We start from the raw sequence: 26255 nt of genomic DNA on the forward strand, positions 1-26255 counted from the left end.
TGTCCGTCTGATGGGTGTCCGGGATTTAAGCGTAGCTCAGGACGCTGAACGTGCAGGACGGATGGTCGGGCTGTACAAGTCTGTTGCCAACAGGCCAGTACAACAGTCAAAGCACTTTTTATTTCGCCAGGTAACGCATGCCTTCCTCCAGCCCGCGCAAGGTCAGCGGGTACATCTGGCCTTCGATCAGGTCGCGCACAATATGCGTGGACGTGGTGTATTCCCAAGCGTCCCTGGGATAAGGATTGATCCAGATGATTTTTTTGAACTTGGCCATGAAGCGCTGCATCCACAGGTAACCTGCTTCTTCATTCCAGTGCTCGACGCTACCGCCGGGCTGGGTAATCTCGTAAGGCGCCATAGACGCGTCGCCAATGAAAATGACTTTGTAATCCGCACCGTATTTGTGCAGCAGGTCCTGCGTGGATATTCGTTCTGAGCCGCGGCGCAGGTTGTTCTTCCACACCGACTCATAGATGAAGTTATGGAAGTAGAAATACTCCATATGCTTGAACTCGGTCTTGCACGCCGAAAACAACTCTTCGCACACCTTGACGTGCGCGTCCATCGAACCGCCGATGTCGAACAGCAGCAACAGTTTGATAGTGTTGCGTCGCTCCGGGCGCATCTGAATGTTCAGTAAGCCGGCGTCGCGTGCGGTGTGGTCGATGGTGCCGTCGATATCCAGTTCGTCGGCTGCGCCCTGGCGGGCGAACTTGCGCAGGCGACGCAGGGCCACTTTGATGTTGCGTGTGCCCAGTTCAACCTGATCGTCCAGGTTCTTGTACTCACGCTGATCCCAGACCTTGACCGCTTTGCCCTTGCGTTCGCCCGCATCGCCGACCCGAATGCCTTCCGGGTTATAGCCGCCCGAGCCGAACGGGCTGGTGCCCCCGGTGCCGATCCATTTGTTGCCACCGGCATGGCGTTCCTTTTGTTCCTCCAGGCGCTTCTTGAACGCTTCGATAAGCTTGTCAAGGCCGCCCAGCGACTGGATTTGCGCGCGCTCTTCGTCGCTCAGCGAACGCTCGAACTCCTTGCGCAACCAGTCTTCCGGGATCAGCGCCTGCAAGTGATCGTCGAGCTTTTCCAGGCCATTGAAATACGCACCGAAGGCCCGGTCGAACTTGTCGAAATGGCGTTCGTCCTTTACCAGAATCGTGCGTGCAAGAAAGTAGAACTCATCGATGTCAGCAAAGATTACCCGCTGTTTCAGGGCGTTGATCAGGTCCAGCAGTTCACGCAAGGATACTGGCACCTTGGCCGCACGCATTTCGTTGAACAGGTTAAGCAGCATGGCCGTCGCCCTTTTACGTAGCAGGGTGGATAAAGGCGATCAACGATTGCCGCGACGGCTCATGAAGGCCAGCCGTTCCAGCAGATGCACGTCCTGCTCATTCTTGACCAGCGCACCGGCCAGCGGCGGGATGGCCTTGGTCGGATCACGCTCGCGCAACACCGCTTCGCCGATGTTGTCGGCCATCAGCAGTTTCAGCCAGTCCACCAGTTCGGAAGTGGAGGGCTTCTTCTTCAGGCCGGGCACTTTGCGCACGTCGAAGAACACGTCCAGCGCCTCGCTGACCAGGTCTTTCTTGATGTTCGGGTAGTGCACGTCGACGATGCGCTGCAGGGTCGCGCGGTCCGGGAAGGCAATGTAGTGGAAGAAGCAGCGGCGCAGGAAAGCGTCTGGCAGCTCCTTTTCGTTGTTGGAGGTAATGATGATGATCGGCCGCTGTCTGGCCTTGATCGTCTCATCGGTCTCGTAAACGTAGAACTCCATCTTGTCGAGTTCCTGCAACAGGTCGTTGGGGAACTCGATATCGGCCTTGTCGATCTCGTCGATCAGCAGAATCACGCGCTCTTCGGACTCGAATGCTTCCCACAGCTTGCCCTTTTTCAGGTAATTGCGCACGTCGTGAACCTTGTCGACGCCCAGCTGCGAGTCGCGCAGGCGACTGACCGCATCGTATTCGTAGAGACCCTGATGCGCCTTGGTGGTGGATTTGATGTGCCAGGTGATCAGCCGCGCGCCCAACGATTCAGCCAGCTGTTCGGCCAGCATGGTCTTGCCGGTGCCGGGCTCACCCTTGACCAGCAGCGGACGCTCCAGCGTGATCGCCGCGTTGACTGCCAGCTTCAGATCGTCAGTGGCGACGTATGCCGGGGTGCCTTCGAACTTCATGGATCAATCCTTTTCGCGTGGGTATGCGCAGCCCATGGGCACGCACGCTTTGAGACAAGCAATCCCGGACTATAGCGCGGCTACCGGACAGCTGTGAACGCAGACGCCTCATTCAGTTCTTGAATGGGGCGTCACGCTGTGACCGGGTCAGAATTGTAAAAGCGTCGAATGGTCTGAACTGGACATCCAGATCGGTGCGGATACTTTGTTTGCCGGCAGTTGAGTCAACGCTGCCACCGATGAGAATGTGCGTGTTTTCATCGTTTGGCGCGCCTGAAAAGACTGCTACCCCCCCTTGCTGCTCTCATACCGCGCATTGAACGCCTGAACGAACGCATTACGCAGAATCTGCAAAAAGGCCTGGAAGCCGCTGATGTCCTGTTGGTGGACATTGCCGCTGAGGTCGACACGGGTAGCGAACTGGTTTTCGCGCTGGTTTTTCAGCACGGTTTCGCTGGTGCCTACCAGCGCTTCCCAAACCGAGCGGAACAGGCCTTTGTCCTTGTTTTCGACATCCTGCTGCCAGTTGAAGACATCAACATTGCGCAGCAGCGGTTTGATGTAGCCGCTGAGCTGACCCTTGTTGGCCTGCGCCTCGATCACGATATCGCCATTACCGGCGTTGAAGTCGAACTTGCCGTAGGCCGACGAGAAGTCATTGAGCTTCTTGAGCTGGATGCCGGTGGCACGCAGGCGGAAGTCGAAATCTTCAAAGTTGCTGAACGGATCGAATTTGGCCGTGCTTTCCAGACTGGCGTGACCCAGCAGGCGCGCCTTGCCTTTGAACTCGGCGTCGCGGTTGCCTTCGACGTCTACCACGTTGGTCAGGTTATAGAAGCTGGCATTGACCTGATCTGCGTCGATGGTCACTTTGGGCGTCGAGCTGAAGTTATTGAAGGTGATTTTTCCGTTGCTGATCCGCAGTTCGTTGAGGGTGATAGGCAGCAGCTTGTTCAATTGCGTACGCCAGTCGGTGCCCTGACCTGTCTGGGACGCTTGCTTGTTATTGCCGCCGTCAACGAAGTTGATCTGCGGATCGGTGAACAGTGCCTCTGCCACCACGGCGTGGTCGTTCCACAGCGATTTCCAGCTGACTGCCAGCTCGATCATCGGTGCGTCGACAAAGGGCACCGGGACTTTGCCGTCGGTCTTGACGATCTTCAGGCCCTTGATCCGATAGGCGCCGCGCCACAGCGCTAGGTCGACGTCAGTGATCTGACCTCGGTAGTCGCCCATGTCGGCGAGCTTGTCGTTAAGGTAGTCGCGTACCAGATAAGGCAGGGAGATATTGAGGGCGATCAGCAGTACGACCAGAGCGGCCAGCGTCCATAGCGGCCAGCTGTAGCGACGTTTCATGACATGAGTCTTCTGTTTCATTGAAAGGATTGACTGCGCGCGCGCTGATCCGTTCGCTCAGACTGGACGCCCATGGGCTGGCGGCATAGGCTTTGTGTTTTAACCGATGTGCAAGGACACCATCATGAGCCGTATCTACGCTGATAACGCCCATTCCATCGGCAACACGCCACTGGTGCAGATCAACCGTCTCGCGCCGCGTGGTGTCACCATTCTGGCCAAGATCGAAGGGCGTAATCCGGGCTACTCCGTCAAGTGCCGTATCGGCGCCAACATGATCTGGGACGCCGAAAGCAGCGGCAGGCTCAAGCCCGGCATGACCATTGTCGAACCCACCTCTGGCAACACCGGAATCGGCCTGGCATTCGTGGCAGCCGCCCGCGGCTATAAGCTGGTGCTGACCATGCCTGCTTCCATGAGCATAGAACGTCGCAAGGTGCTCAAAGCGCTGGGCGCGGAATTGGTACTCACCGAGCCTGGCAAAGGGATGAAAGGTGCGATTGCCAAAGCCGAAGAGCTGCTGGCGGGCGACCCCGAAAAATATTTCATGCCGGCGCAGTTCGAGAACCCGGCCAACCCGGCCATTCATGAGAAAACCACCGGTCCGGAAATATGGTCCGACACCGACGGCACGATCGATGTGCTGGTCGCAGGTGTCGGCACCGGCGGCACTATCACCGGTATCTCCCGTTACATCAAGAACACCGCTGGCAAGCCGATTCTGTCGGTTGCGGTCGAGCCCGACGGTTCGCCGATCATCACTCAGGCGCTGGCTGGCCAGGAAATCACGCCTGCTCCGCACAAGATTCAGGGCATCGGCGCAGGCTTCATTCCGAAAAACCTCGACCTGTCGATGGTCGACCGTGTCGAGCGCATCACCGATGACGAGGCCAAAGCCATGGCCCGGCGTCTGATGCAGGAGGAGGGCATCCTCTGCGGAATCTCCTGCGGCGCAGCAATGGCAGCGGCCGTCCGTCTGGCCGAGAAGCCCGAGATGCAGGGCAAAACCATCGTCGTGATCCTGCCGGACTCCGGCGAGCGCTATCTGTCGAGCATGCTGTTCAGCGATCTGTTCACCGAGCAGGAATTGGCGCAGTAACACATCTTCGCATGTGTGTACTTCATGCGGGCAGCGCAAGGGTTTATGATGGCCAGCTTGCCAGGCGCCGGGCGATTATCTCTATTGCCAGTGCCTGCAGCCCGTCATTCAGATCATGCATTGCCACTGCCCGCGTGACGTTCGGCGTTATACGCCCGCTTCAAGGAGAGCTTCATGACCCTTTCATTTGTTGCCAAGGCATCGATCCTGATGCTGTTCCTCGGCAGCACGCTGTACGTTCACCTGCGCGGGCGGGCTCGACTGCCCCTGTTACGGCAGTTCGTCAACCATTCGGCACTGTTCGCACCCTACAACGCATTGATGTACCTGTTTTCCCGCGTGCCGTCCGAACCGTATCTGGACCGCAGCAAGTTTCCCGAACTGGATATCCTCAAGGACAACTGGGAAACCATTCGCGATGAAGCCATGCACCTGTTCGATGAGGGCTACATTCGCGCGGCGGAGAAGAACAACGACGCCGGTTTCGGTTCGTTCTTCAAGAAAGGCTGGAAGCGTTTCTACCTGAAATGGTACGACAAGGCTCTGCCGTCTGCCGAAGCGCTGTGCCCGAAGACCGTTGAGCTGGTCAACAGCATTCCCAACGTCAAAGGCGCGATGTTTGCCCTGTTGCCGGGTGACAGTCACCTCAATCCACACCGCGACCCGTTTGCCGGTTCGTTGCGTTATCACCTGGGCCTGTCGACACCCAATTCCGATGCCTGCCGGATCTTCGTCGATGGCAAGGAGTACGCCTGGCGCGACGGGCAGGACGTCATGTTCGACGAGACCTACGTGCATTGGGTCAAGAATGAAACCACCCAGACCCGGGTGATTCTGTTCTGTGATGTCGAGCGGCCGTTGAGCAATCGTTTCATGACACGGGTGAACCGCAGCGTCAGTGCGTTTCTGGGGCGCGCGACGGCACCGCAGAACCTCGACGACGAGCGGGTCGGCGGGATCAATCAGGCTTATGCGTTCAGCAAGCGTTTCAGCGACACCTTCAGCGGCAAGGTCAAGCAGTTCAAACGTGCCAATCCCAAGGCTTACCGTATGCTGCGGCCGGTGCTGGCCGTCATCGTGCTGACATTGCTGGGTTACTGGCTGTTCAGCTGATACCTTGTTGTATCCGGTTGTTTGCCAGCATGGCGAACAACCGGTGTGCCTTTCTCGTTCATTTCCGTTACTCCAGACTGACATGCCGACTCAGCAGGGCACGCAGTGCCGCAGGTTTGACCGGCTTGGGCAGGTAATCGAGGCCTGCGGCATGCACCTGGGCAATCAGCTCGGGACGGCCATCGGCGCTGATCAGTACACCCGGTACGGGTTGGCCCAGGCGAGTGCGTAGCCAGGCCATCAGTTCAGTACCGGTTTCACCCTCATCCAGGTGGTAATCCACCAAGGCAATCTGCGGACGTATGCCGTTGTTCAGCAGCGCTTCGCATTCCTGACGGTTGCGCGCGGTCCAGACCTGACAACCCCAGCGCGACAACAGGCTGGTCATGCCGATCAGGATGCTGTCCTCATTGTCGATGCACAGTACCTGTGTTCCGTTCAGCGCCGGTCGGGCGATGTCTGTTTGGGTAACAGGGATCGGCGCCTGAGCTGCTGCCAGCGGCACCCGTACGCTGAACACGCTGCCTTTGCCGGTCCATGAACGCACCTGCAACGGGTGTTCGAGAATCCGGCACAAGCCATCGGCAATCGCCAGTCCCAGACCCAGGCCCTTCGCTGCGTGGGTTTTGTGGCTGTCGAGGCGTTTGAATTCCTCGAATATCACTTGGCGTTTATCTTCCGGAATACCCGGCCCCCGATCCCAGACCTCAAGGCTCAGGCTGTCGCCACACCGCCTGACGCCCAGCAAAATCGGGCCTTTGGCGTAGCGGAAAGCATTGGTCAGGAAGTTTTGCAGCACGCGGCGCAGCAGCTTGATATCACTGTCGACACGCAACGAGCTGCCTCTGACGCGAAAGCTCAGACCTTGCTCCTGAGCCAGTGCCTTGAACTCGGCGCCGAGGGTGTCAAACAGTGCGTTGAGCGGAAACGGCTGGCAGTCCGGGGTGATCTTGCCGTTTTCGAGACGGGAAATGTCAAGCAGGTCGCTGATCAGGTCTTCCGCCGATCGCAACGAGCTGTCCAGGTGCCGGACCAGTTGCTGAGCCTCATCGGAAAGGCTGTCTTGCTGATGGGAGAGGGCCGCGGAAAACAGCCGGGCAGCGTTCAGCGGCTGCATCAGGTCGTGACTGACGGCGGCAAGAAAGCGGGTTTTCGACTCGTTGGCGGTCTCGGCAATGCCCTTGGCTTCGGTCAGCGCCTGATTGAGTTGCGACAGCTCATGGGTGCGTGCGGTTACGCGTTGTTCCAGGCTTTCATTGACGCCCTTGAGGGCCTGCTCTGCCGCCCGAAACTCGGTAATGTCAGTGAAACTCATGACAAACCCGCCGCCCGGCATCGGGTTGCCGATCAGTTCGACCACCTGGCCGTTGGGAAACAGCCGCTCCGACGTGTGAGCGCGGCCCTGGCGCATCCAGTGCAGGCGTCGTGCAACGTGAACTTCCGCTTCGCCCGGCCCGCACAGCCCGCGCTCGGCGTTGTAGCGAATGATGTCGGCAATCGGCCGACCGACGCCGATCAAGCCTTCGGGATAATTGAACAGCTCAAGGTAGCGCCGATTCCAGGCCACCAGCCGCAATGACTGATCGACCACGCTGATGCCCTGGGTGATATTTTCGATGGCGCCTTGCAACAGTGCGCGGTTGAATTGCAGAACCTCGGACGCTTCATCGGCGATACGCACCACGTCTTCAAGTTGCATGTCGCGGCCTTCGATAGCGGCCTTGACCACCGCCCGCGTCGACGACGTGCCCAGCACGCCTGCCAGCAGTCGCTCGGTGTGGGCGATCCATTCGCTGTCGGCGTTCTGGCTGGGGTTGAAGCTCTTGCCCTGTCGTTCGGCGAAGCGCACGAAGCTCTGCCGGGCGCGATCTTCGCCGACAAAGCGCGCTGAAAGGCTTAGCAGGTCTTCGATCTGCACCGCCAATAGTGGACGAGTGTAATCACGCTCCTGAGTGATCTGACCGATGAAGCGACCGGCCTGCCAGTGCTCTGTCACCCGTGTACGCGAAAGCATCGACACCCAGGCGAACAGCGTGCAATTGCCGGCCATCGACAACACCACGCCTTGAGTCATGGGCGATATAGGTAGGTCGAGCGGGTTGCTGTGCAGCCATTCCAGCAGCGGGAACGTACTGAGCGACCAACCCATGCTGTGCGCAGCGACCGGCAGCACCAAGGTGTAGAACCAGATGAAGATCCCGGCTGCGAGACCCGCGAATACGCCCCGGCGATTGGCCTGTTTCCAGTACAGGGCGCCGAACATCGCAGGCGCCAGCTGGGTGATTGCGGCGAAGGCGATCTGGCCGATGGTGGCCAGGCTGGCCGTCGAGCCCAGCATCCGGTAGCTGACATAGGCCAGTAGCAGGATCATCACGATACTGACGCGCCGGACCGTCAACATCCAGTGACGAAACGCTTCGAACGGCCGTTCGGTATTCTTTCGACGCAGCAGCCAGGGCAGCAGCATGTCGTTGGAAATCATGGTCGACAGCGCCACGCAGGCAACGATCACCATGCCGGTCGCCGCCGACGCGCCGCCGATAAACGCCAGCAACGCCAGCGACGGGTGGGCATGGGCCAGCGGCAGGCTGATCACGAACGAGTCGGGCATGATTGAACCCGGCAGCAGCATTTGCCCAGCCAGCGCAATCGGCACCACAAACAAAGCCGCCAGCGCCAGATAGGCCGGGAACACCCATTTAGCGAGGTTCAGGTCCTGCGGCTCGATGTTTTCCACCACAGTGACGTGAAACTGCCGGGGCAGACAGACAATCGCCATCATTGCCACGCCGGTCTGCACGAACATCGACGGCCAGTTGATGGTGTCTTGCCAGTACTCCTCCAGCCGCGGAGCGAGTTTTGCCTGATTGAACAGGTCATCGAAGCCGTCATACAGGCCGAAAGTGACGAACACACCGACCGCCATGAACGCGAACAGCTTGACCAGCGCTTCGAAGGCTATGGCCAGTACCATGCCGCGATGGTGTTCGGTGACGTCCAGGTTGCGTGCGCCGAAAACAATGGTGAACAGCGCGAGGATCAGCGAGACCACCAGCGCGGTGTCCTGAGCGCGAGTACCGGTCGAGTCCGCCACCGCGCCGATCAGGATGTTCACGCCCAGCACAATGCCTTTCAGTTGCAACGCGATATACGGCAGCATGCCGATCAGACAGATCAGCGCCACCATCACCGCGAGGGATTGAGACTTGCCATAGCGCGCCGCGATGAAGTCGGCAATGGAGGTGATGTTTTCCTGTTTGCTGATCAGCACCATCTTCTGCAGCACCCAAGGCGCCAGCACCATCAGTACGATCGGCCCCAGATAAATCGGCAGGAACGACCAGAGCTGCTCGGCGGCCTGACCCACTGCGCCGAAAAATGTCCAGCTCGTGCAGTAAACTGCCAGCGACAGGCTGTAGACCCACGCGCGCATGGTCGGGCGCAGCGACGCGCTGTAGCGGTCGCCGTAAAAGGCGATGGCGAACATGATGGCCATATAGGACAGAGCAACGGCTGCGATCAGCCCGCTGGACAGCGACATATCAGATTCCACACCGTATCAATAGCGCGCAGTCTCGCACGATGCACACGGTTCGTCTTTCTCGACCAAGGTCGAGCGTGGCGGGGTGTCGCAGCCTTGTCGCGCAGTAGGTGAGACAAAGAATCGTGGCCGCTACCGTGTAAACGGAAATGTCCTATCGACATTCGTCGGACTTACGTCTTCAATATGCCTCGGATTGGCCGCTGCGTCAGTTCTCCCCAGCCTCTCAGGACCACGGACGATGAGCCAACAGTCACAATTCAGCCTGCTCGGGAAACGCCGTTTCCTGCCGTTTTTCGTCACCCAGTCCCTTGGCGCGTTCAATGACAACATCTTCAAGCAGTCATTGATCCTCGCCATCCTTTATAAACTGAGCATCGATGGCGATCGCTCGATCTACGTCAATCTGTGTGCCTTGCTGTTCATCCTGCCGTTCTTTCTGTTCTCGGCGCTGGCCGGGCAGTTCGGTGAGAAATACCCCAAGGACACGCTGATCCGGATCATCAAGTTCTGCGAGATCGTCATCATGGCGGTCGGTGCGACAGGCTTTCTGTTCAATCACCTGGAATTGATGCTGGCGGCGCTGTTCGCTATGGGCACGCATTCGGCGTTGTTCGGGCCGGTCAAGTATTCGATTCTGCCGCAGCACCTGCGCGAAACCGAGTTGGTCGGGGGAAATGCGCTGGTCGAGATGGGCACCTTTCTGGCAATTCTGGCCGGCACCATCAGCGCCGGGGTGATGATGTCTTCGTCGCACTACGCCTGGATAGTCTCGGCCGCGATCGTGCTGGTGGCCTGCCTGGGCTTCCTGGCCAGCTTCGGTATTCCGCGTGCCGCCGCTGCTGCGCCGGAAATGAAGCTCAACTGGAACATCTTCACCCAGTCCTGGGCGACCTTGCGCATGGGCCTGGGGCAGACGCCTGCGGTTTCGCGCTCGATTGTCGGCAATTCATGGTTCTGGTTTGTCGGTGCGATTTACCTGACGCAGATCCCGGCGTACGCCAAGGAGTGGATGTATGGGGACGAAACCGTCGTTACGCTGATCCTCACTGTGTTCTCCATCGGCATCGCCCTGGGGTCGCTGCTCTGCGAGCGATTGTCCGGGCACAAGGTCGAGATCGGGCTGGTACCGTTCGGCTCGATGGGGCTGACGATTTTTGGTCTGTTGCTGTGGTGGCATTCGGGCTTTCCCGCAGAACGTGCAGGCCAACGACTGGCTGGCCGTGCTTTCCTCGGGGCAGGGCTGGCTGGTGCTGTTCGATATTCTGGGCATCGGCGTGTTCGGCGGCTTTTATATTGTGCCGCTGTACGCGCTGATCCAGTCACGCACGCCCGTCAAAGAGCGCTCACGCGTGATTGCCGCCAAGAACATTCTCAATGCGCTGTTCATGGTGGTCTCGGCGATTGTTTCGATCTTGCTGCTGAGCGTTGCCAAACTGTCGATTCCACAATTGTTCCTTGTGGTTTCGCTGATGAATATCGCGGTGAACATCTATATCTTCAAAATCGTCCCCGAATTCACCATGCGCTTCATGATCTGGCTGCTCGGCCATTCCATGTACCGGGTCGAGCACCGTAATCTGAGTCAGATCCCTGATGAAGGCGCAGCGCTGCTGGTCTGTAATCATGTGTCTTTTGTCGACGCGCTGCTTATTGCCGGGGCCGTGCGGCGACCGATTCGGTTTGTCATGTATTACAAGATCTATCAGTTGCCGGTGCTCAACTTCATCTTCCGCACGGCCGGGACCATCCCGATTGCCGGGCGTAACGAAGACATGGACATCTATGAGCAATCGTTCAAGCGCATCGCCCAGTACCTCGCAGAAGGCGAACTGGTGTGCATTTTCCCGGAAGGCAAGCTGACCACCGACGGCGAAATCAGCGGTTTCAAGAGCGGTATGAGCCGCATCATCCAGGAAACCCCGGTGCCAGTGATCCCGATGGCGTTACAGGGGCTGTGGGGCAGCTTCTTCAGTCGCGACCCGAACAAAACCCTGCTCCGTCGCCTGTGGTCACGCGTGGTGCTGGTGGCTGGTGCGCCAATTTCCGCTGATGTGGCTACGCCGGTAGATGTGCGCGAAGAGGTGAAAGCGCTGAGAGGGGCGGTGCAGTAAGAGTCCGCGCGGCACGATGTCATGCCTGGCTATCAACCTCTGCCATAGAGTGTTTTTCGAACACGATGGCACTGACGGCGCAGATTGCGACATCAGTGTCAGGGCGAAGTCGGGCCGGAAACGGAGCCAGGGGGTTTGGTTACTTTGGCCCCATCAAAGTCACTCGCCGAGGGGCGAAAAAGTGCCTTGAGCCGAACCCCAATCCACCTGAGATCGTAGAACCGCATTGTGACGCGGAGCGTCACGAACGGCATTACCACGCGGAGTGGGAACGATAGTCTTCAGGGTCTGAGCTGGGACCTGGATGTATTCTCTTCCTCCGGCATTTTCCTGAAATACGTCGCCAGCAACGCACCGGAAATATTGTGCCAGACGCTGAACAGCGCACTCGGCACCGCCGCCAGTGGCGAAAAGTGCGCGCTGGCCAATGCCGCGCCCAGGCCGGAGTTCTGCATGCCGACTTCCAGTGCCAGCGACTTGCGTTGCGCCAGTGGCAGCTGAACACCTTGCCGGTGAAATAACCCAGCAGAAAACCGAACGTGTTGTGCAGGATGACCACTGCCATGATCAGCAAGCCCGACTCGGCGATTTTCGCCTGACTGGCGGCGACCACGGCGCAGACAATCATCACGATACTGACCACTGAAACCAGCGGCAGTACGTCCATCGCGTAACTGACTCGCGCACCGAGCAAGCGCTGTGCGACCACGCCCAGCACAATGGGCAGCATGACCAGTTGCAGGATCGACCAGAACATGTCCAGAAAGGACACCGGCAGCCACGCGGACGCCAGCAGCCAGATCAGCGTCGGCGTGAGCAATGGAGCGAGCAGGGTAGTGACCGCGGCAATCGCCACAGCGAGTGCCAGATCACCCTTGGCCAGCCACGCCATGACATTCGATGAAGTGCCGCTCGGGCAACAGCCGACCAGAATCACCCCGACCGCGATTTCCGGCGGTAGCTGAAACACCTGACACAGCAGCCACGCCACGCCGGGCATTATGACAAAGTGCGCGATCACGCCCAGCGCAACGCGCCACGGGTTGCGCGCCACTTCAGAGAAATCTTCGAGCTTCAGGGTCAGGCCCATGCCGAACATGACCAGCCCCAGCAGCGGCACGATCCAGCCTTTCAGGCCGATGAAGACCTGCGGGAACAGGAATGCGAGGATGGCGAACAGCAGCACCCAATAAGCAAAGGTATTACCGACAAACCGACTCAAGGCTGCCAAGGCACGCATGGTCTGTTCCTTATTGTAAAAAGCAGGTGTGAAATAAATACGCCGTCTGAGAAGACGGCGCGGTGTTGCAGGCAGCAGCGGGGAGAGATCAGATCCCCTGCGGGATTTCTTCGCCGCCCAGCGCGTCGAACAGCTCCGGCAGGAACTCGCCGAAGGTCAGCATCATCAGCGTGAAGCTGGCGTCCAGCTGGCCCAGTGCCTCTTCGCCGCCGTCCTGTTCGGCCTGATCCTGCAACAGATCTTCGAACTTCAGGCGTTTGACGACCATCTTGTCGTCCAGCACGAACGACAGCTTGTCTTGCCAGGCCAGCGACAGTTGGGTGACGACCTTGCCGGTGTTCAGGTGCAGCTGGATTTCGTCGCTGGTCAGGTCCTGACGTTTGCAACGCACGATGCCGCCTTCTTCGTGGGTGTCGCGCAATTCGCACTCGTCCAGCACGAAGAAGTTATCGGCCGCTTTCTGGGTCTTGACCCAGTCGGTCATGGTCGCGCTCGGCGAAACCTTGACCGTCAGCGGACGCACCGGCAGCGAGCCGATCACTTCACGCAGCGTCGACAACAGGTCTTCTGCCCGTTTCGGGCTGGACGCGTTGACCAGAATCAGGCCCTGTTTAGGCGCGATGGCAGCGAAGGTGGCCGAGCGGCGAATAAAAGCGCGCGGCAGGAAAGCCTGGATGATTTCATCCTTGAGCTGATCGCGTTCCTTCTTGTAGACCTTGCGCATCTGCTCGGCTTCGATCTCGTCGACTTTCTCCTTGAGCGCGTCACGCACGACGCTGCCCGGCAGAATGCGTTCTTCCTTGCGTGCGGCGATCAGCATGAAGTCCTGGCTGATGTGTACCAATGGAGCGTCTTCACCCTTGCCGAAAGGCGCGACGAAACCATAGGTGGCAACCTCCTGGCTGGCACAGGCGCGGGCCGGTTTGGTCGCCAGTGCTGTCTCCAGCGCTTCGGCATCAAAAGGCACGTCCTGGGTCAGGCGATAGACAAGCAGGTTTTTGAACCACATGAGGTGAATCTCTCTTTCTATACAAAGGCGGGCATTATTCGCTCCTCAGCCGCTGCGGCCAACCCTGCACAGAGCGTTTGTAAGCCTTTGGAAGGATTATAAAAATTATTTAAAAAATCGCTTGCCAGAGTACAGGTCGCTCCGTAGAATGCGCGCCACACCGAGAGTGAAGGGTGATTAGCTCAGCTGGGAGAGCAGCTGCCTTACAAGCAGCGGGTCGGCGGTTCGATCCCGTCATCACCCACCAACTCGCTTTTAGTGTTACGCGCAGCGGTAGTTCAGTCGGTTAGAATACCGGCCTGTCACGCCGGGGGTCGCGGGTTCGAGTCCCGTCCGCTGCGCCATATTCAGCTTCAAGGCCCTTGAACTCCTTGAAGCAAACAGAAAGCCCGCCTAGTGCGGGCTTTTTGCTGTCTGGCGTTTGAGAATGAGTGGCTTACCGCAGATCCGCGTGATCCGCGCTACGATCCACAGCCAGATAATAACGAAGTAGGACTTCTTACTTCCCGATGTAAGTAATTTCCCTGTTTATTGAAATTATAGAATCATTCTTTATTTGATCCGCTTAACCCCTTGATTTCTCTTTCTTGCTGGTATTAGCTGAGTTTGTTGATTGAGAACACACCTCGGTCTGAAGGTCGAGTGCTCAACTACCAGACTTTAATGATCGCCTTATTGCTGCGGTCTATACTGCATATTCAAGTAAAGGGAATTATATGAAAAATCGTTTTAAACTGTTTGTAGGCGTTACGGCAATGGCACTGTCACTCAGCGCTTTCGCCAAACCTGCGCTGCACACCGCGACTATCGATCAGCACGGCAATATCGTTGCCCAGTCCTCGCCGTGGATCAAGTCAGTCAGCTATGCCACCCAGAAAGATTATTTCGCAAAACCTACAAAGTGCTCTTCAATGAAGGCCAGTTCAAAAAAGCACCTGGTTTTTGTTCGGTATCGTCCATTGATACCAGCGACCATGAACGCCTGTTCTACGGCCACGCCAAGTTGGGCGGGGCTGCCACAGCAGAGCAGGTCAATGTGCTCGGGCTTATGGTTGGAAAGCGCGGCGCCTCGGGCGATTCATCGATGAGTTTTCAATTGGCTTGCAGCAACTGATTGAATGGGCCTCGCTTTAAGCGGGGCTTTTACAGCGAACAATGTTTCCAATGCCGTGGTCATTTACCTACACTCTTTCCTTGCCAGGAAGCTTCGTAAAGGGGTTGTCTGATCCAAAACCTGACAAGTGGCGTACACAATCATTCCATCTCGAACGGAGCTGATCCCGTGATTGATCATCTGGACCATCTGGTGTTGACCACTGCTGATATCGACGCCTGCAAGGATTTCTATGTACGCATCATGGGCATGACCCCTGAGCGTTTTCGTCAGGGCCGTCTTGCGTTTCGCTTCGGCAATCAGAAGATCAATGTGCATGAGCGCGGCAAGGAGTTCGAGCCCAAGGCCCACTTGCCCGTGCCGGGGGCTCTGGACTTGTGTTTCATTGCCAGTATTTCGCTGGACCAGGTGATTGCGCACTTGCACGAGCAGGAGTGGCCGATTGTCGAAGGTCCGGTGGATCGCACGGGCGCTACGGGGCCGATTCGTTCGGTGTATGTGCGGGATCCTGATCTGAACCTGATCGAAATTTCCGAGCTGATCGAAGCAGGCGCCTGAGTCATTCGCAGACCGGTCAGGCGCCAGTGTCAATAAAATACCGATTTGAGCGCAACCCTTGGTTGCGCTCAAATCAGTGCATCAGCAGCCTTTGGCGGTAGATCCTGCCTTTGGCACGAATGCGCTTTTATCGCCAGGCTTGATCAGAACATACGCACGCCGCCATGGCTGGTCATCAAGCAGTTTCCAGCGGTGACCGGGACCGGTTGTGTCCTGCGCCAGCAATATTTCCCCTGGGTGCAGCACGAAATTTTCTCCACCGGTGGTGGAGAACTCCAGGGTGCCCGACAGGGTAATCACATATTGCTCTTCCGGCGCGGCATGCCAGTCATACGTGGAGTGAGCTGGAGTTTCCTTGAAGTGCAAGGCGCTGACACTGGTCATTGCCTTCTGGTCAATCGATCCTTCTATGACGTGGGACAGATTGTCGGGTCCTGTGCACAATCTGAAAGCTTTAATGCCCTCTGTTACAACAATGGGCGGTTTGGCGGCATAGGCGCCGCTGACCGGCAACATGACTGCTGCAGCAATCGCGACACAGCCCGCGAGCTGACGGGTTGCCGAGAGCCTGGAGCGAAAACGATTGGTTGATGGCATAAAGCATTCCTGAACGCGACGAACTGCATGGGCCCTGATCGCCAGTCGCGACAGTCGATGCAGGGGCTGGGCAGGTTTGCCCATGCGAAGATCGAACCACATCCGGAATGCGTTAAAAATTATCTTTAATTTCATGTTGATATAAGGCAGTTCGCCTTGTGACCGTCATATCTACTTATGTCATTGGGGGCCGCAAACCTCCTTAAGCTATCGGCTCAATCAGTCAGGCGCTCAAGGAGCCCCGGATGTACCCAAGGAAGATACGCAGCAAACGATCTGTTGATCATCACACTCATCCCGGCATGCCTGCGCTCAGCAAGCCGTTCGATAATCCGGACGATGCGGCGCGTTATGCGCACGAGCGAATCGGCAATCGCCGTGATCGCGAATACGGTGGCTTCATTCTGGTTCGTGAAGACGGCAAGTACGTCGCGACCGAGCCAATGAATGGCAGCCAATTCAGTTTCGACCCCAATGAAGTGTTTCCGCGCAACGAGCAAAAAGGCTACGTGCTCTACCCGCATGGCCATGACGACTATGCGATCTACCATTCCCATCCTTCGCTTCGGGCCGGGCTGCATGAGTGGCCGGAAAGCGAACAGGTCACCTACCCGAACAGCTTTTCGGCGGGTGACATCTATGCGGTGATGATCGATCAGGAGATCTGTCCGGCAACTTACCTGTCCGGACCTGATGGTTCGTTGATCAAATACACGCTGTCGGGCTCTGCTGCCGAGAGAGCACTGTTCACCCGTGTCGCTGGCCCGACCGGCATGCCGCACATGAGCATGCTCAGTCAGGTACACAAGGCATTGCAGAACCTCACGCTGATGCCCAGCGATGTGGTTCGTTTGCTGGCGGACGCTGGAAATCTGGAAGTGCTGGTGTCGAGCCCGTTGTGGGGCAGGTCCGGCAAGGTTTCTTCCAACTGGCGACCTTTTCCCGATCAGGCTTTGTCGAGCCTGCCGAAAGTCACCTCACCCACCGTCTGCGAGGCCGTATGGCCGCCGAAAGCGCTGACCCTCAGCGCGGAATTCGCCAGTGCCGATGCTGCTGCGCATTATGTGCACGCCGTCTCGGTGCTTGAATCCACTCCCGGATTATTGGCTTTCTGCTGTTCAACCCCGTCTCGCGAACCTACCGGGTCGCCGAGCCGATTCTGGAAGATGGCTATCCGGTCTATGCGCCGTGTTCGGTTTTCCATCCGGACGCCTATTACCGGCCAGCGTTGCCTGCCGGTTACCGCATCGACGGTCTGTATTTTTCATCCGCCAATCTACCCGCTGAAGGCGAGGGCGAAGCGCCGCGCCCATTCTTCGAGCCGGACGACCTGCACAAGGTGTTCACCTATCGGGAAAAACCGGCAAAGCGGCCCAAAGGGTTGCCCGTTCGTTACGGGTTCGACATCTCGGCGATTTATTTTTCGGCAAATGACGGTGCTTTGATCGGCTACAGCCCCAGCCAGTCCGCCGAGGAACTTCGGCTTTTGCGAGCAGTATCCCGCGCTTATTCAGGGCCTGATTCTATCCAGGCGCAGTTGGCAGCCGGCACGATGAGCACGGATGATTTTGTCCGCATTGTTGCGCGAGCCGGTCACCTGCGCGTGCTGCGGACCAGTGAGCACTGGCCTGATACAGGGGCGATCAGTCCGGTGCCCTGAACCCCTTGCAACAAAATGGCGCGTTACACAGGCGTATCACTAACTGAACTGTGACTGAACAATCCAGTGTCGGTCCGGGAAAACCTTTGGATACCTGAACTTATCGTATTTTTCTCTCTCTGATGCCGGTAGCCATTGATCGCGGCGGCCTGATAAGCTCGCGGCTTTACTCGTTTGCCCTTTTGGCGCATGAACAAGGAACTAGCATGAAACAGCATCGGTTGGCAGCGGCGATTGCCCTGGTCGGTCTGGTACTCGCAGGTTGTGATAAACAAGCCAGCACCGTAGAGCTGAAAACCCCGGCACAAAAAGCGTCTTATGGCATCGGTCTGAATATGGGCAAAAGCCTGGCTCAGGAAGGTATGGATGATCTGGATTCCAAGGCTGTAGCCTTGGGTATTGAAGATGCCGTCGGCAAGAAAGATCAGAAACTCAAGGACGAAGAGCTGGTAGAAGCCTTCTCCGCGCTGCAAAAGCGTTCCGAAGAGCGCTTGGCGAAGATGAGCGAAGAAGCCTCTGCAGCCGGCAAGAAATTCCTCGAAGAGAACGGCAAGAAGGACGGCGTAGTCACCACTGCCTCCGGCCTGCAGTACCAGATCATCAAGAAAGCTGACGGCGCTCAGCCAAAGCCGACTGATGTCGTGACCGTTCACTACGAAGGCAAGCTGATTGACGGCAAGGTTTTCGACAGCTCCGTTGAACGCGGCAGCCCGATCGATCTGCCGGTTGGTGGTGTGATTCCAGGCTGGGTTGAAGGTCTGCAACTGATGCACGTAGGCGAGAAGATCAAGCTCTTCATCCCGAGTGATCTGGCTTACGGCGCGCAGAGTCCGAGCCCAGCCATTCCTGCCAACTCGGTACTGGTTTTCGATCTGGAATTGCTCGGCATCAAGGACCCGGCAGCAGCGCCTGCTCCAGATGCCGACGAAGAAGAATCGGCACCAGCGGCACCTGCTTCGGCTCCGGCCAAGAAGTAACACAACACCTGGCTACGAAAAACGCCCTGTCTCGACAGGGCGTTTTTTTGTCTGGCTTATTTCCCGAACGCTTGCTCGTCCAGGCAGTCCCACTATTACGAATGCAGTCGAACGCGTTGTCTGACAGTCTGGCAAGATCAGATTGCTAGCTCCACCAAGGATGCCAGGTCAACGGTTTTCACGGTTTTTTTTGTGAGTAAAAAACGCCCGATTTAAGCCTGGGCCCGCGAAAACGGGGGGTTCCGGCTTTTAAAGTGCTGCTGTTCACAAGGTTATCCACAATTATTGTGGATAACCTTATGTTGTCATTCGGATAGACCGGCGTTGTCGCTCAACGAAATTATTCTGGACGGGGTTAAACATGAAAGCACCTTGGAATTTGATCCGCTATCTGCCTGGCGCGCGCCGTCTGCTGCCCGCGGGGCGGTTGCCAGCGCTGTTGTTCGCCGTGGCGCGCAAGGGCAACAGTGAGGGCAGCCGTCTGGGCAAGCTGAAAGACGACCTGCGTCTGTTGCAGGCGCTGTGTCTGGCTTACTGGCGCGGCGAGTACCGGAGCATCAGCCCCAAGGCGATTCTGTCGATCGTCGCAGGCCTGATGTACTTCCTCAGCCCGCTGGACGCGATACCTGACTGGATTCCGGGGCTGGGCATGCTGGACGACATTGCGGTGCTGGCGTGGGTGACGAAGCACTTGAGCGGCGAGCTGGATGCCTTTCGTGCCTGGCGCGCCCAGCAGTCGCCCGAGAAACTGATCGTCGTCGAGCAACTGCCCAAGACTCAGGCGCTTCTGGAGAACGAACAGCACAAGCTGTGAGTCTCACGGATTGAACACAAGCCATCGCGTTCCACTGTTAAGATGCCAGCATCTGCCGTAAGTCTGTTCGGTATGCAGTCTTGTCGTAAAAGGGGGGTGTATGGATCTTCAAGTCATATCTCATGACGGCGAGCCGCAATATGCGGTGCTTCCATGGGATCAGTATCAAGCGCTTCTCAAGGCGGCTGGCCTGGCCGACAAGCCAAACCTGCAAACTGCGGGGGCGACGTCCGGCTCTGGCGCCACTACAGCATCGAATGAGCTCCCCGGTTTCGATCAGTTGGGTGCGTTGCGCAAGGCCAAAGGACTCGAAGTGGCGACGCTCGCCAGAACGGTGGGCATCAGCCCGTCCTATCTGGAGTTGATCGAGAACGGCACGCGCCAACCCGACTCCGCAATCAAACGCAGCCTGGCATGGGAGCTCGGTGTACCCGGCTGGCGAGGTGAGTCGTGAGCATGCGGATCAGCCGTCAGCATTGGGACGGGCTGTTGAGCGAGCTTGATAACGCCCGCCGCCAGCGTCATCTGCTGACCTACCGGGCGTTGCTCGAGCGCTTGCAGTTTCCCAGCCCTGGTATGCAGACACTGACTGCCGCCCTTGAACACCTGGCCGCGCTGGACGCCCGTGCCGAGCAGCCATTGCGTAGCTCGCTGGTGATCAGCCAAGGCGCCAGCCGCCTGCCGCGCCCCGGTTTCTTCGAATGCGCCGAGCGCCTGGGACGCTTCTCCGGCCCGTCGGACGGCGTCGCAGCAGCGTCCTGGCACGCCTCGGAAGTGGTTCGGGTGTTCGAGCACAGCTATCCGGAAATGGAAGTGCAGTAGGGGCGTGATCTGTGGGAGGTTCCGCCCTGGATCTTCAGCGGCGGTAACGACCCTTTCGTGAGCAAGCTCACTCCCACACTGAATGTACAGCGAACCTGTGAGAGCGAGCCGGGCGACGCTTCGCTTGTTCGCGAAAGCGGACTAACCTGATCAGTAGATATTCAGCGACTGCACTGGCCTGTTCGTGTGCAAGCTCCCACGGGGCTTCACGTCAACCTTATCCACCCTCACGCCTCCATCAGCAAATCCACCCGCGTCGAGTCGATCACATGGATGCTCGCGCCGGCAACGTCCTTGGCGAAATGTTTGGCCTGCGATGCCAGGTCAGCCAACTGGCTGGCGTCGAGCAGCGTGCAGCTTTCTTCATGCAGACGCACGACGCCAATCGACAGTGACAACAACGGAAACTCCTGGCGCTGCCCCTGACGATTGAGGGCGATGAAACAGCCGGCTTCCAGGTGCTCGGCACGATAGAAGCGGCGGCACTGGTTCTGGAAGTCATCGAGCAGGCTTTTCAAGCGTCGCTCCCAGTCTTCGAAACCCAGCACCATCAGAAAATCATCCCCGCCAATGTGCCCGACGAAATCCCGGCTCGGGTCAACTCGGTCGTTCAGGCACTGCGCCAGGCACAGCAACACCTCGTCGCCACGGGCGTAACCGTAGATGTCATTGAAGGGTTTGAAGCTGTCGATATCGACATAACAGATCATCGACTCGCGGCCCTGTTGCAGCAGGCGGGTCAGGCATTGCTGGATCGGCACGTTACCGGGCAGCAGGGTCAGCGGGTTGGCGTAACGCGCCTGCTGAATTTTCAGCTCGGTAATCAGCTTGAGGACATCAATGACCCGTCCGAGCCCCAGATAAACGCCGTTCAGGGTGATGATGAAGTCTTCTTCGATCCGCTGACGGGCCCGGCTGGTCAGCAGACGGCTGACTTGTTGCAGCGACTGGCTGACTTCCACGGCCAGAAAGTCATCACTCATCAGGCGGCTGATCGGTTTGCGGGCGAACAGCTCGGTGCCGAACGGCTTGAGCAGGGCTTCGGACAGCGAATGCCGATGGACGATGCCGCAAGGGCTGGCGTCGTCATCCAGTACCGCCAGCGAATTCAGGTTGGCCTGTTTGCGAAAGGCCTCAAGGACCTCGGCGGTAGGTGTCGACTGGCTTACCGAAGGCTGCGGGTTGAGCAGGGCCGAAAGGTCTGCGACTTCCTCGTTCAAGGGCGCACTGGTGATTTCGACCTTGGGCAACATGGCTCGGGTGTCGCGGGGCGGGCGCTCCTGCGGACGGGCCAGCAGGTAGCCCTGCACCAGGTCCACGCCCATGTCTTTCAGCGTCGCCAGTTCCTCCGGCAATTCGATGCCTTCGGCGATCACAATCGCTCGTGAGGCTTTGGCCATTTGCAGCATGGAGCCGACAAACTCGCGCTTGACCGCGTCCTGATGAATCCCGTCGATGAAATGCCGGTCAATCTTCACATAATCGGGCCGCAGCTCAGACCACAGGCGCAGGCTGGAATAACCGGCCCCCAAGTCATCCAGGGCAATCGAAAAGCCCATGTCGCGATAGTGGTGCAGCGCGTTGTACAGCAGGTCGAAGTCGTCGGTCGGCGTTTGCTCGGTCAGTTCGATCACCACATCTTTCGGCGCGATCTGATAGCGGCGCAGCATTTCCAGGGTGCGACCCGGCGGGTGCGATGTTTCGAGCAGCGATTCGGGGGAGACGTTGAGAAACAGTTTGCCGGGCAGTTTTTGCTGGCTGAAACGACGGCAGGCGCTGTCACGGCAGCTTAATTCCAGCTCACTCAGGCGCCCGGCGTGACGGGCAATGGCAAACAGGTTGAGCGGGGAGTGCAACGCGCTGTTGGAAGGGCCGCGAGTCAGGGCTTCGTAGCCCAGAATCCGGCGCTCAGACAGCGAAACGATGGGCTGAAACAAGCTGTGCAAGTCACCACGCGCCAGAATGGAACTCAGTGCGCTCAACTGTTCAGTCACGGTCATGGTCGTCTCGAGGGTGATAAAGAGGGCGCAATAAAAAGGGCTGAGCGCTTTCGCGTTCAGCCCCGTATTTCACGACAGCTTCATGACTGTTTGATGACGGTTGCTGCTAATCTGCCATCAATGAACCGGTCTTATTTCTTCGCAACAGTAGCGCTTAGTCCCAGGTAATCAATCAGAATTCGCCCGGTCTCGGCCAGGTAAGCGTCGTCCTCGGGTTTGGTCTTCTCGTCTTCTACCGGCAGCGCGTCTTCGTCTTCCTTCTTCAGCTCTTTCAGCGGCTCTTCACCCTTGGCCTTGCGGCGGGTGTTTTCCAGTGCGAGCTGCTTGCTTTCAATGGACGCATGTTCGGCGCGGCGGTCGGCTTCATTGAGGCTGACGGTCTTCTCGTTCATCAGCTTTTTGGCCAGCGCGAGGCGATCCTCGATGAACACGAACTCGGCGTCTTTCGACGAGCGTGCTTCATGACGTGCCTGCAACTGGGCAAGGAACGGCTTGAACGGATCGATCGCCGGTTTGATCGCGGGCTTGATACTGTCCCACGGCATGGCTTCAGGCAGCGCGCTCTCGCCAATTTCCTTGGTGTCGATCAGCGACGGGTAGGTGATGTCCGGCACGACGCCCTGATGCTGGGTGCTCTGACCGGACACCCGGTAGAACTTGGCCAGGGTCAGTTTCAGCTCGCCATGATTGAGCGGCTGAATGGTCTGTACGGTGCCTTTGCCGAAGGTCTGGCCACCGATGACCAGCGCGCGGTGGTAGTCCTGCATGGCGCCAGCGAAAATCTCCGACGCCGAGGCGGACAGGCGGTTGACCAGCAAGGCCATCGGGCCTTTGTAGAACGCGCCTTTGGCTTCGTCTTCCAGCACATCGACCTTGCCGTCGGCGTTACGCACCAGCACGGTCGGGCCTTTGTCGATGAACAGGCTGGTCAGCTCGGTCGCTTCCTGCAACGAGCCGCCGCCGTTGTTGCGCAGATCCAGCACCACGCCGTCGACCTTCTCGGCCTGCAGTTCGGTGAGCAGTTTCTTCACGTCGCGGGTGGTGCTCTTGTATTCCGGATCGCCAGCACGGTAGGCCTTGAAGTCCAGATAGAACGCCGGGATGTCGATGACGCCGAGCTTGTAGTCCTTGCCGTCCTGCTTGAGGTGCAGGATCGACTTCTTGGCCGCCTGTTCTTCAAGCTTTACCGCTTCACGGGTGATGGCGACGATCTTGCTGGTCTGGTCATTCGGCGCATTGCTGGCCGGAATGATCTCCAGACGCACCACGGAGCCTTTCGGGCCGCGGATCAGCTTGACCACTTCGTCCAGACGCCAGCCGATCACGTCGACCATTTCCTTGTCGCCCTGAGCAACGGCCACGATCTTGTCGGCGGGTGCGACCTGCTTGGTCTTGGCGGCCGGACCTGCCGGCACCAGACGCACGATTTTCACGTTGTCGTTGTCGCTCTGCAACACAGCGCCAATGCCTTCCAGCGACAGGCTCATGTTGATGTCGAAGTTCTCCGCGCTGTCCGGTGACAGGTAGTTGGTATGCGGGTCGTAAGACATGGCGAAGGTGTTGATGTAAGCCTGGAAGATATCTTCGGCGCGGGTCTGGTTCAGACGCGCCTGCTGATTCTTGTAGCGCTTGGTCAGGGTTTCCTGGATCTTCGCCGGGTCTTTGCCGGCGATCTTCAAGCGCAGGACTTCGTCCTTGATGCGCTTGCGCCACAGCTCGTCGAGTTCGGCTGTGTCCTTGGGCCATGCGGCGTCCTTGCGGTCCACCAGCAGGGTTTCCTTGGTATTGAAGTCGAGCTTGTCGACGCCTTTGCTCAATTCGGCCAGTGCGAAGTCCAGACGCGCCTTGATGCGGTCCAGATAGCGCTTGTAGATGGTGAAGCCCGGGTTCAGGTCGCCGCTTTTCAAGAAGTCATCGAACTGGAACTGCCACTTGTCGAATTCGGCAATGTCGCTGGCCAGAAAATAGCTGCGCGAGGGGTCCAGTTGCTTGATGTAGCTCTGATAAATAATCGCTGAACGCTTGTCGTCCAGGGGCGGCTTGCTGTAGTGATGTCGCTTGAGCAGCTCAACCACGTTGAGGCTGGCAATCACTTCGTCGCGATCCGGCTGAAGGTTATCCCAGCTGTTGGCGGCAAAAGTACTGGCTGACATCGGCAAAACGCTGAGGCCGACAAACAGTGCGAGGGCAGTGCTGGGGAATAGTTGCTTCATGCTGATTCGACGCGAGGACAATTGATAACGCATATTAGGCCGTCTGTGAGGTCGCCGGTTCCCTTGGACCCGGCCGCATAATGCAAAAGCCCGGGCAAACAGCCACGGGCTCAGTATGGACTCACTATGGAGGCACTGTGAAGGCATTGCAAGGCGTTGAAGGTCATGTGGAATGGGTCGAGGAGCCAAGTCCGGCCCTTGATGTGGGACAAGTACGTATCAAAGTTGCCGCGGCGGGTTTGAATCGCGCCGATTTGTTACAGCGCGAGGGCAAGTATCCGCCGCCGCCCGGCGTGACGGCGACACTGGGGCTGGAGTGCTCGGGAGTGATCGCGGAAGTGGGGCCGGGCACCTCTTGGCTGGTCGGCGACCGTGTCTGCGCGCTATTGGCAGGCGGGGCGATGGCCGAAGAAGTGGTGGTCGATGCCCGGCACGTGCTGCCGGTGCCTGAAGGGCTGTCGCTGCATGAGGCTGCGGCCATTCCAGAGGTGTATGCCACGGCGTGGCTGAACCTGTTTCAGCTGGCCGGTCTGAAGCCCGGTGAAAAGGTCTTGTTGCATGCGGGCGCAAGTGGGGTTGGTTCAGCCGGTATTCAGCTTTGCAAGGCGTTCGGCAACCCGGTGTGGGTCAGCGTTGGCTCGACCGAGCGTCTGGCGTATTGCGTCGAACTGGGCGCGCAGGGTGGCGTGGTACGCAGCGAAAGTCTGGAAGGTCTGAATGATTTCGCACCGTTCAACGTCATTCTTGACCCGGTAGGCGCCGGTTATGCCGAACTCAACGTCAAGCTGCTGGCGCTGGATGGCCGCTGGGTGCTGATCGGCGTCATGAGCGGACGCGACGCCAAAATGGACCTGGCGCATGTGCTGGGCAAGCGTATCCAGCTGATGGGCTCGACGTTGCGCAGCCGCGATGAAACGTTCAAGGCTGATCTGATCCGCGATCTGGGCCAGCACGTCTGGCCGCTGTTTACCGAAGGCCGCCTCAAGCCGCAACTGGCGAAATCCTTTGCCATCAAGGATGCCGAAGCGGCGTTCGCCGAGCTGGCGACCAACAAGGTGTCGGGCAAAATCGTGCTGGTGATCGACGAAAGCCTGGCCTGATTCGGAGAAAGCCTGATTCAGACCCAGGTGTGCACTGGCCAGCCAGCCTGCTGCGCATGCTCCAGCAACACAGGATCAGGGTTGACCACATTCGGGTGGTCAACCTTGAGCAGCAGGGGCAGGTCATTGCGCGAATCCGAATAGAAGCTCGCGCCTTCCAGGTTTTCCCCTTCGGCATCCAGCCATTCCATCAGCCGCGTGATCTTGCCTTCGCGGTAGGTCAGCACGCCGACCGTGGCACCGCTGTACACGCCATGTTGCACGTCCAGTTCGATACCCAGTACTTCGTCGATCCCCAGACGCGCCGCAATGGGCTTGACCAGGTGCACGCCCGACGCTGAAATCACCAGAATCCGGTCGCCTTTGGCGCGATGCTGCGCAATGCACTTGCAGGCGTCGCTGTAGATGATCGGCTCGATCACGTCCTCGACCCACGGGCCGACGAGGTGATCGACTTCTTCCGGGGTGCGGCCCGCCATGGGTTCCAGGCTGAACGCCATGAATTCTTCCATGGCCAGTTTGCCGGCGCTGTAAGCGTCCATCAGTTCATGATTGCGCTGCATGAAGGCTTCGGAATCGACCCAGCCCAGGCGACCCATCTGTTCGCTCCACAAGGTGGCACAGTCGCCACCGATCAGGGTTTCGTCCAGGTCGAAAATAGCCAGGGGCATGTGTTCTTATCCTCAGTGGTGGTTAAATCAGCTTCAAGCTTCAAGCTTCAAGCTTCAAGCGGCAAGTGAAAGCCA

The 26255-nt window shown here is 58.3% G+C and carries 17 protein-coding genes, 2 tRNA genes and 4 pseudogenes; 13 read left to right on the top strand and 10 right to left on the bottom strand.

The window, feature by feature from the left end; translation table 11 throughout:
* Positions 1-118: 118 nt before the first annotated feature.
* The 3 genes from BLT55_RS03645 to BLT55_RS03655 form a co-directional block, all read right to left on the bottom strand.
* Entirely contained in the window at positions 119-1297 is a 1179-nt protein-coding gene (locus BLT55_RS03645; protein ID WP_055000688.1) for a vWA domain-containing protein, read from the bottom strand.
* 39 nt (positions 1298-1336) lie between these two features.
* Positions 1337-2182 carry an AAA family ATPase gene (locus BLT55_RS03650; RefSeq protein WP_055000687.1) on the bottom strand — a complete coding sequence of 282 codons (846 nt, stop codon included), beginning with the start codon at positions 2180-2182 and terminating at the stop codon, positions 1337-1339.
* Between the two features lie 285 nt (positions 2183-2467).
* Positions 2468-3538 (bottom strand): DUF748 domain-containing protein, encoded by a 1071-nt coding sequence (locus BLT55_RS03655; RefSeq protein ID WP_055000686.1) that lies wholly within the window; start codon positions 3536-3538, stop codon positions 2468-2470.
* Positions 3539-3662: 124 nt separating this feature from the next.
* On the opposite strand from BLT55_RS03655, the gene cysK reads away from it, so the two are divergent.
* Positions 3663-4637: a cysteine synthase A gene (gene cysK / locus BLT55_RS03660; protein WP_055000685.1), complete on the top strand. Its 975-nt coding sequence runs from the start codon at positions 3663-3665 to the stop codon at positions 4635-4637.
* Between the two features lie 174 nt (positions 4638-4811).
* The gene (locus BLT55_RS03665; RefSeq protein ID WP_055000684.1) at positions 4812-5750 is read left to right on the top strand and encodes an aspartyl/asparaginyl beta-hydroxylase domain-containing protein; all 939 of its coding nucleotides are present in this window, start codon (positions 4812-4814) and stop codon (positions 5748-5750) included.
* A 67-nt stretch (positions 5751-5817) separates the two neighbouring features.
* Here the strand turns inward: BLT55_RS03665 and BLT55_RS03670 are convergent, their stop codons facing one another.
* Positions 5818-9291 (bottom strand): hybrid sensor histidine kinase/response regulator, encoded by a 3474-nt coding sequence (locus BLT55_RS03670; RefSeq protein WP_055000683.1) that lies wholly within the window; start codon positions 9289-9291, stop codon positions 5818-5820.
* A 241-nt stretch (positions 9292-9532) separates the two neighbouring features.
* Between BLT55_RS03670 and BLT55_RS03675 the strand changes: the two are divergent.
* Positions 9533-11405, top strand: a pseudogene (locus BLT55_RS03675) (MFS transporter).
* Positions 11406-11686: 281 nt separating this feature from the next.
* Here the strand turns inward: BLT55_RS03675 and BLT55_RS03685 are convergent.
* Both BLT55_RS03685 and rdgC read right to left on the bottom strand, forming a co-directional pair.
* A pseudogene (locus BLT55_RS03685) lies at positions 11687-12645 on the bottom strand (bile acid:sodium symporter family protein).
* Between the two features lie 88 nt (positions 12646-12733).
* Positions 12734-13654, bottom strand: a complete 921-nt coding sequence (gene rdgC / locus BLT55_RS03690) for a recombination-associated protein RdgC (RefSeq protein WP_007250258.1) — start codon at positions 13652-13654, stop codon at positions 12734-12736.
* Positions 13655-13825: 171 nt separating this feature from the next.
* Here rdgC and BLT55_RS03695 point away from each other — a divergent pair.
* The 4 genes and pseudogenes from BLT55_RS03695 (at position 13826) to BLT55_RS03710 (ending at position 15326) form a co-directional block, all read left to right on the top strand.
* Positions 13826-13901: transfer RNA gene (locus BLT55_RS03695), tRNA-Val, on the top strand.
* Between the two features lie 20 nt (positions 13902-13921).
* Positions 13922-13998: transfer RNA gene (locus BLT55_RS03700), tRNA-Asp, on the top strand.
* Between the two features lie 372 nt (positions 13999-14370).
* Positions 14371-14768 (top strand): annotated as a pseudogene (locus tag BLT55_RS03705) (hypothetical protein).
* Positions 14769-14936: 168 nt separating this feature from the next.
* Positions 14937-15326 (top strand): VOC family protein, encoded by a 390-nt coding sequence (locus BLT55_RS03710; protein ID WP_055002091.1) that lies wholly within the window; start codon positions 14937-14939, stop codon positions 15324-15326.
* 81 nt (positions 15327-15407) lie between these two features.
* On the opposite strand, the gene BLT55_RS03715 is transcribed toward BLT55_RS03710, so the two are convergent.
* The gene (locus tag BLT55_RS03715; protein WP_055002092.1) at positions 15408-15923 is read right to left on the bottom strand and encodes a cupin domain-containing protein; all 516 of its coding nucleotides are present in this window, start codon (positions 15921-15923) and stop codon (positions 15408-15410) included.
* 245 nt (positions 15924-16168) lie between these two features.
* On the opposite strand from BLT55_RS03715, the pseudogene BLT55_RS03720 reads away from it, so the two are divergent.
* The 5 genes and pseudogenes from BLT55_RS03720 to BLT55_RS03740 all read left to right on the top strand — a co-directional run bounded on the left by BLT55_RS03720 (position 16169) and on the right by BLT55_RS03740 (position 20196).
* Positions 16169-17583 (top strand): annotated as a pseudogene (locus BLT55_RS03720) (DUF4329 domain-containing protein).
* 206 nt (positions 17584-17789) lie between these two features.
* Positions 17790-18560 carry a BamJ family beta-barrel-assembly machinery protein gene (gene bamJ / locus BLT55_RS03725; RefSeq protein ID WP_007253416.1) on the top strand — a complete coding sequence of 257 codons (771 nt, stop codon included), beginning with the start codon at positions 17790-17792 and terminating at the stop codon, positions 18558-18560.
* Positions 18561-18921: 361 nt separating this feature from the next.
* Positions 18922-19374: a YkvA family protein gene (locus BLT55_RS03730; protein WP_055002090.1), complete on the top strand. Its 453-nt coding sequence runs from the start codon at positions 18922-18924 to the stop codon at positions 19372-19374.
* Between the two features lie 100 nt (positions 19375-19474).
* Positions 19475-19828 carry a helix-turn-helix domain-containing protein gene (locus tag BLT55_RS03735; protein ID WP_007253418.1) on the top strand — a complete coding sequence of 118 codons (354 nt, stop codon included), beginning with the start codon at positions 19475-19477 and terminating at the stop codon, positions 19826-19828.
* The gene (locus BLT55_RS03740) at positions 19825-20196 is read left to right on the top strand and encodes a hypothetical protein (protein ID WP_055002089.1); all 372 of its coding nucleotides are present in this window, start codon (positions 19825-19827) and stop codon (positions 20194-20196) included. The genes BLT55_RS03735 and BLT55_RS03740 overlap by 4 nt, the downstream gene beginning before the upstream one ends.
* A gap of 227 nt (positions 20197-20423) precedes the next feature.
* Here the strand turns inward: BLT55_RS03740 and BLT55_RS03745 are convergent, their stop codons facing one another.
* Together BLT55_RS03745 and BLT55_RS03750 are read right to left on the bottom strand one after the other, a co-directional pair.
* Complete coding sequence (locus tag BLT55_RS03745; protein ID WP_055002088.1) at positions 20424-22196, bottom strand: bifunctional diguanylate cyclase/phosphodiesterase; 1773 nt, start codon at positions 22194-22196, stop codon at positions 20424-20426.
* A 131-nt stretch (positions 22197-22327) separates the two neighbouring features.
* A complete protein-coding gene (locus BLT55_RS03750; protein ID WP_174518650.1) occupies positions 22328-24409 on the bottom strand; it encodes a carboxy terminal-processing peptidase in 2082 nt (693 codons plus the stop codon).
* A gap of 137 nt (positions 24410-24546) precedes the next feature.
* On the opposite strand from BLT55_RS03750, the gene BLT55_RS03755 reads away from it, so the two are divergent.
* Positions 24547-25509 (top strand): NAD(P)H-quinone oxidoreductase, encoded by a 963-nt coding sequence (locus BLT55_RS03755; RefSeq protein ID WP_055002086.1) that lies wholly within the window; start codon positions 24547-24549, stop codon positions 25507-25509.
* 17 nt (positions 25510-25526) lie between these two features.
* Here BLT55_RS03755 and BLT55_RS03760 read toward each other — a convergent pair whose 3' ends face one another.
* The gene (locus BLT55_RS03760; protein WP_055002085.1) at positions 25527-26180 is read right to left on the bottom strand and encodes an HAD family hydrolase; all 654 of its coding nucleotides are present in this window, start codon (positions 26178-26180) and stop codon (positions 25527-25529) included.
* Positions 26181-26255 lie beyond the last annotated feature (75 nt).

Source organism: Pseudomonas cannabina, from assembly GCF_900100365.1.
In the GTDB taxonomy this organism is placed as follows: Bacteria; Pseudomonadota; Gammaproteobacteria; order Pseudomonadales; family Pseudomonadaceae; genus Aquipseudomonas; species Aquipseudomonas cannabina.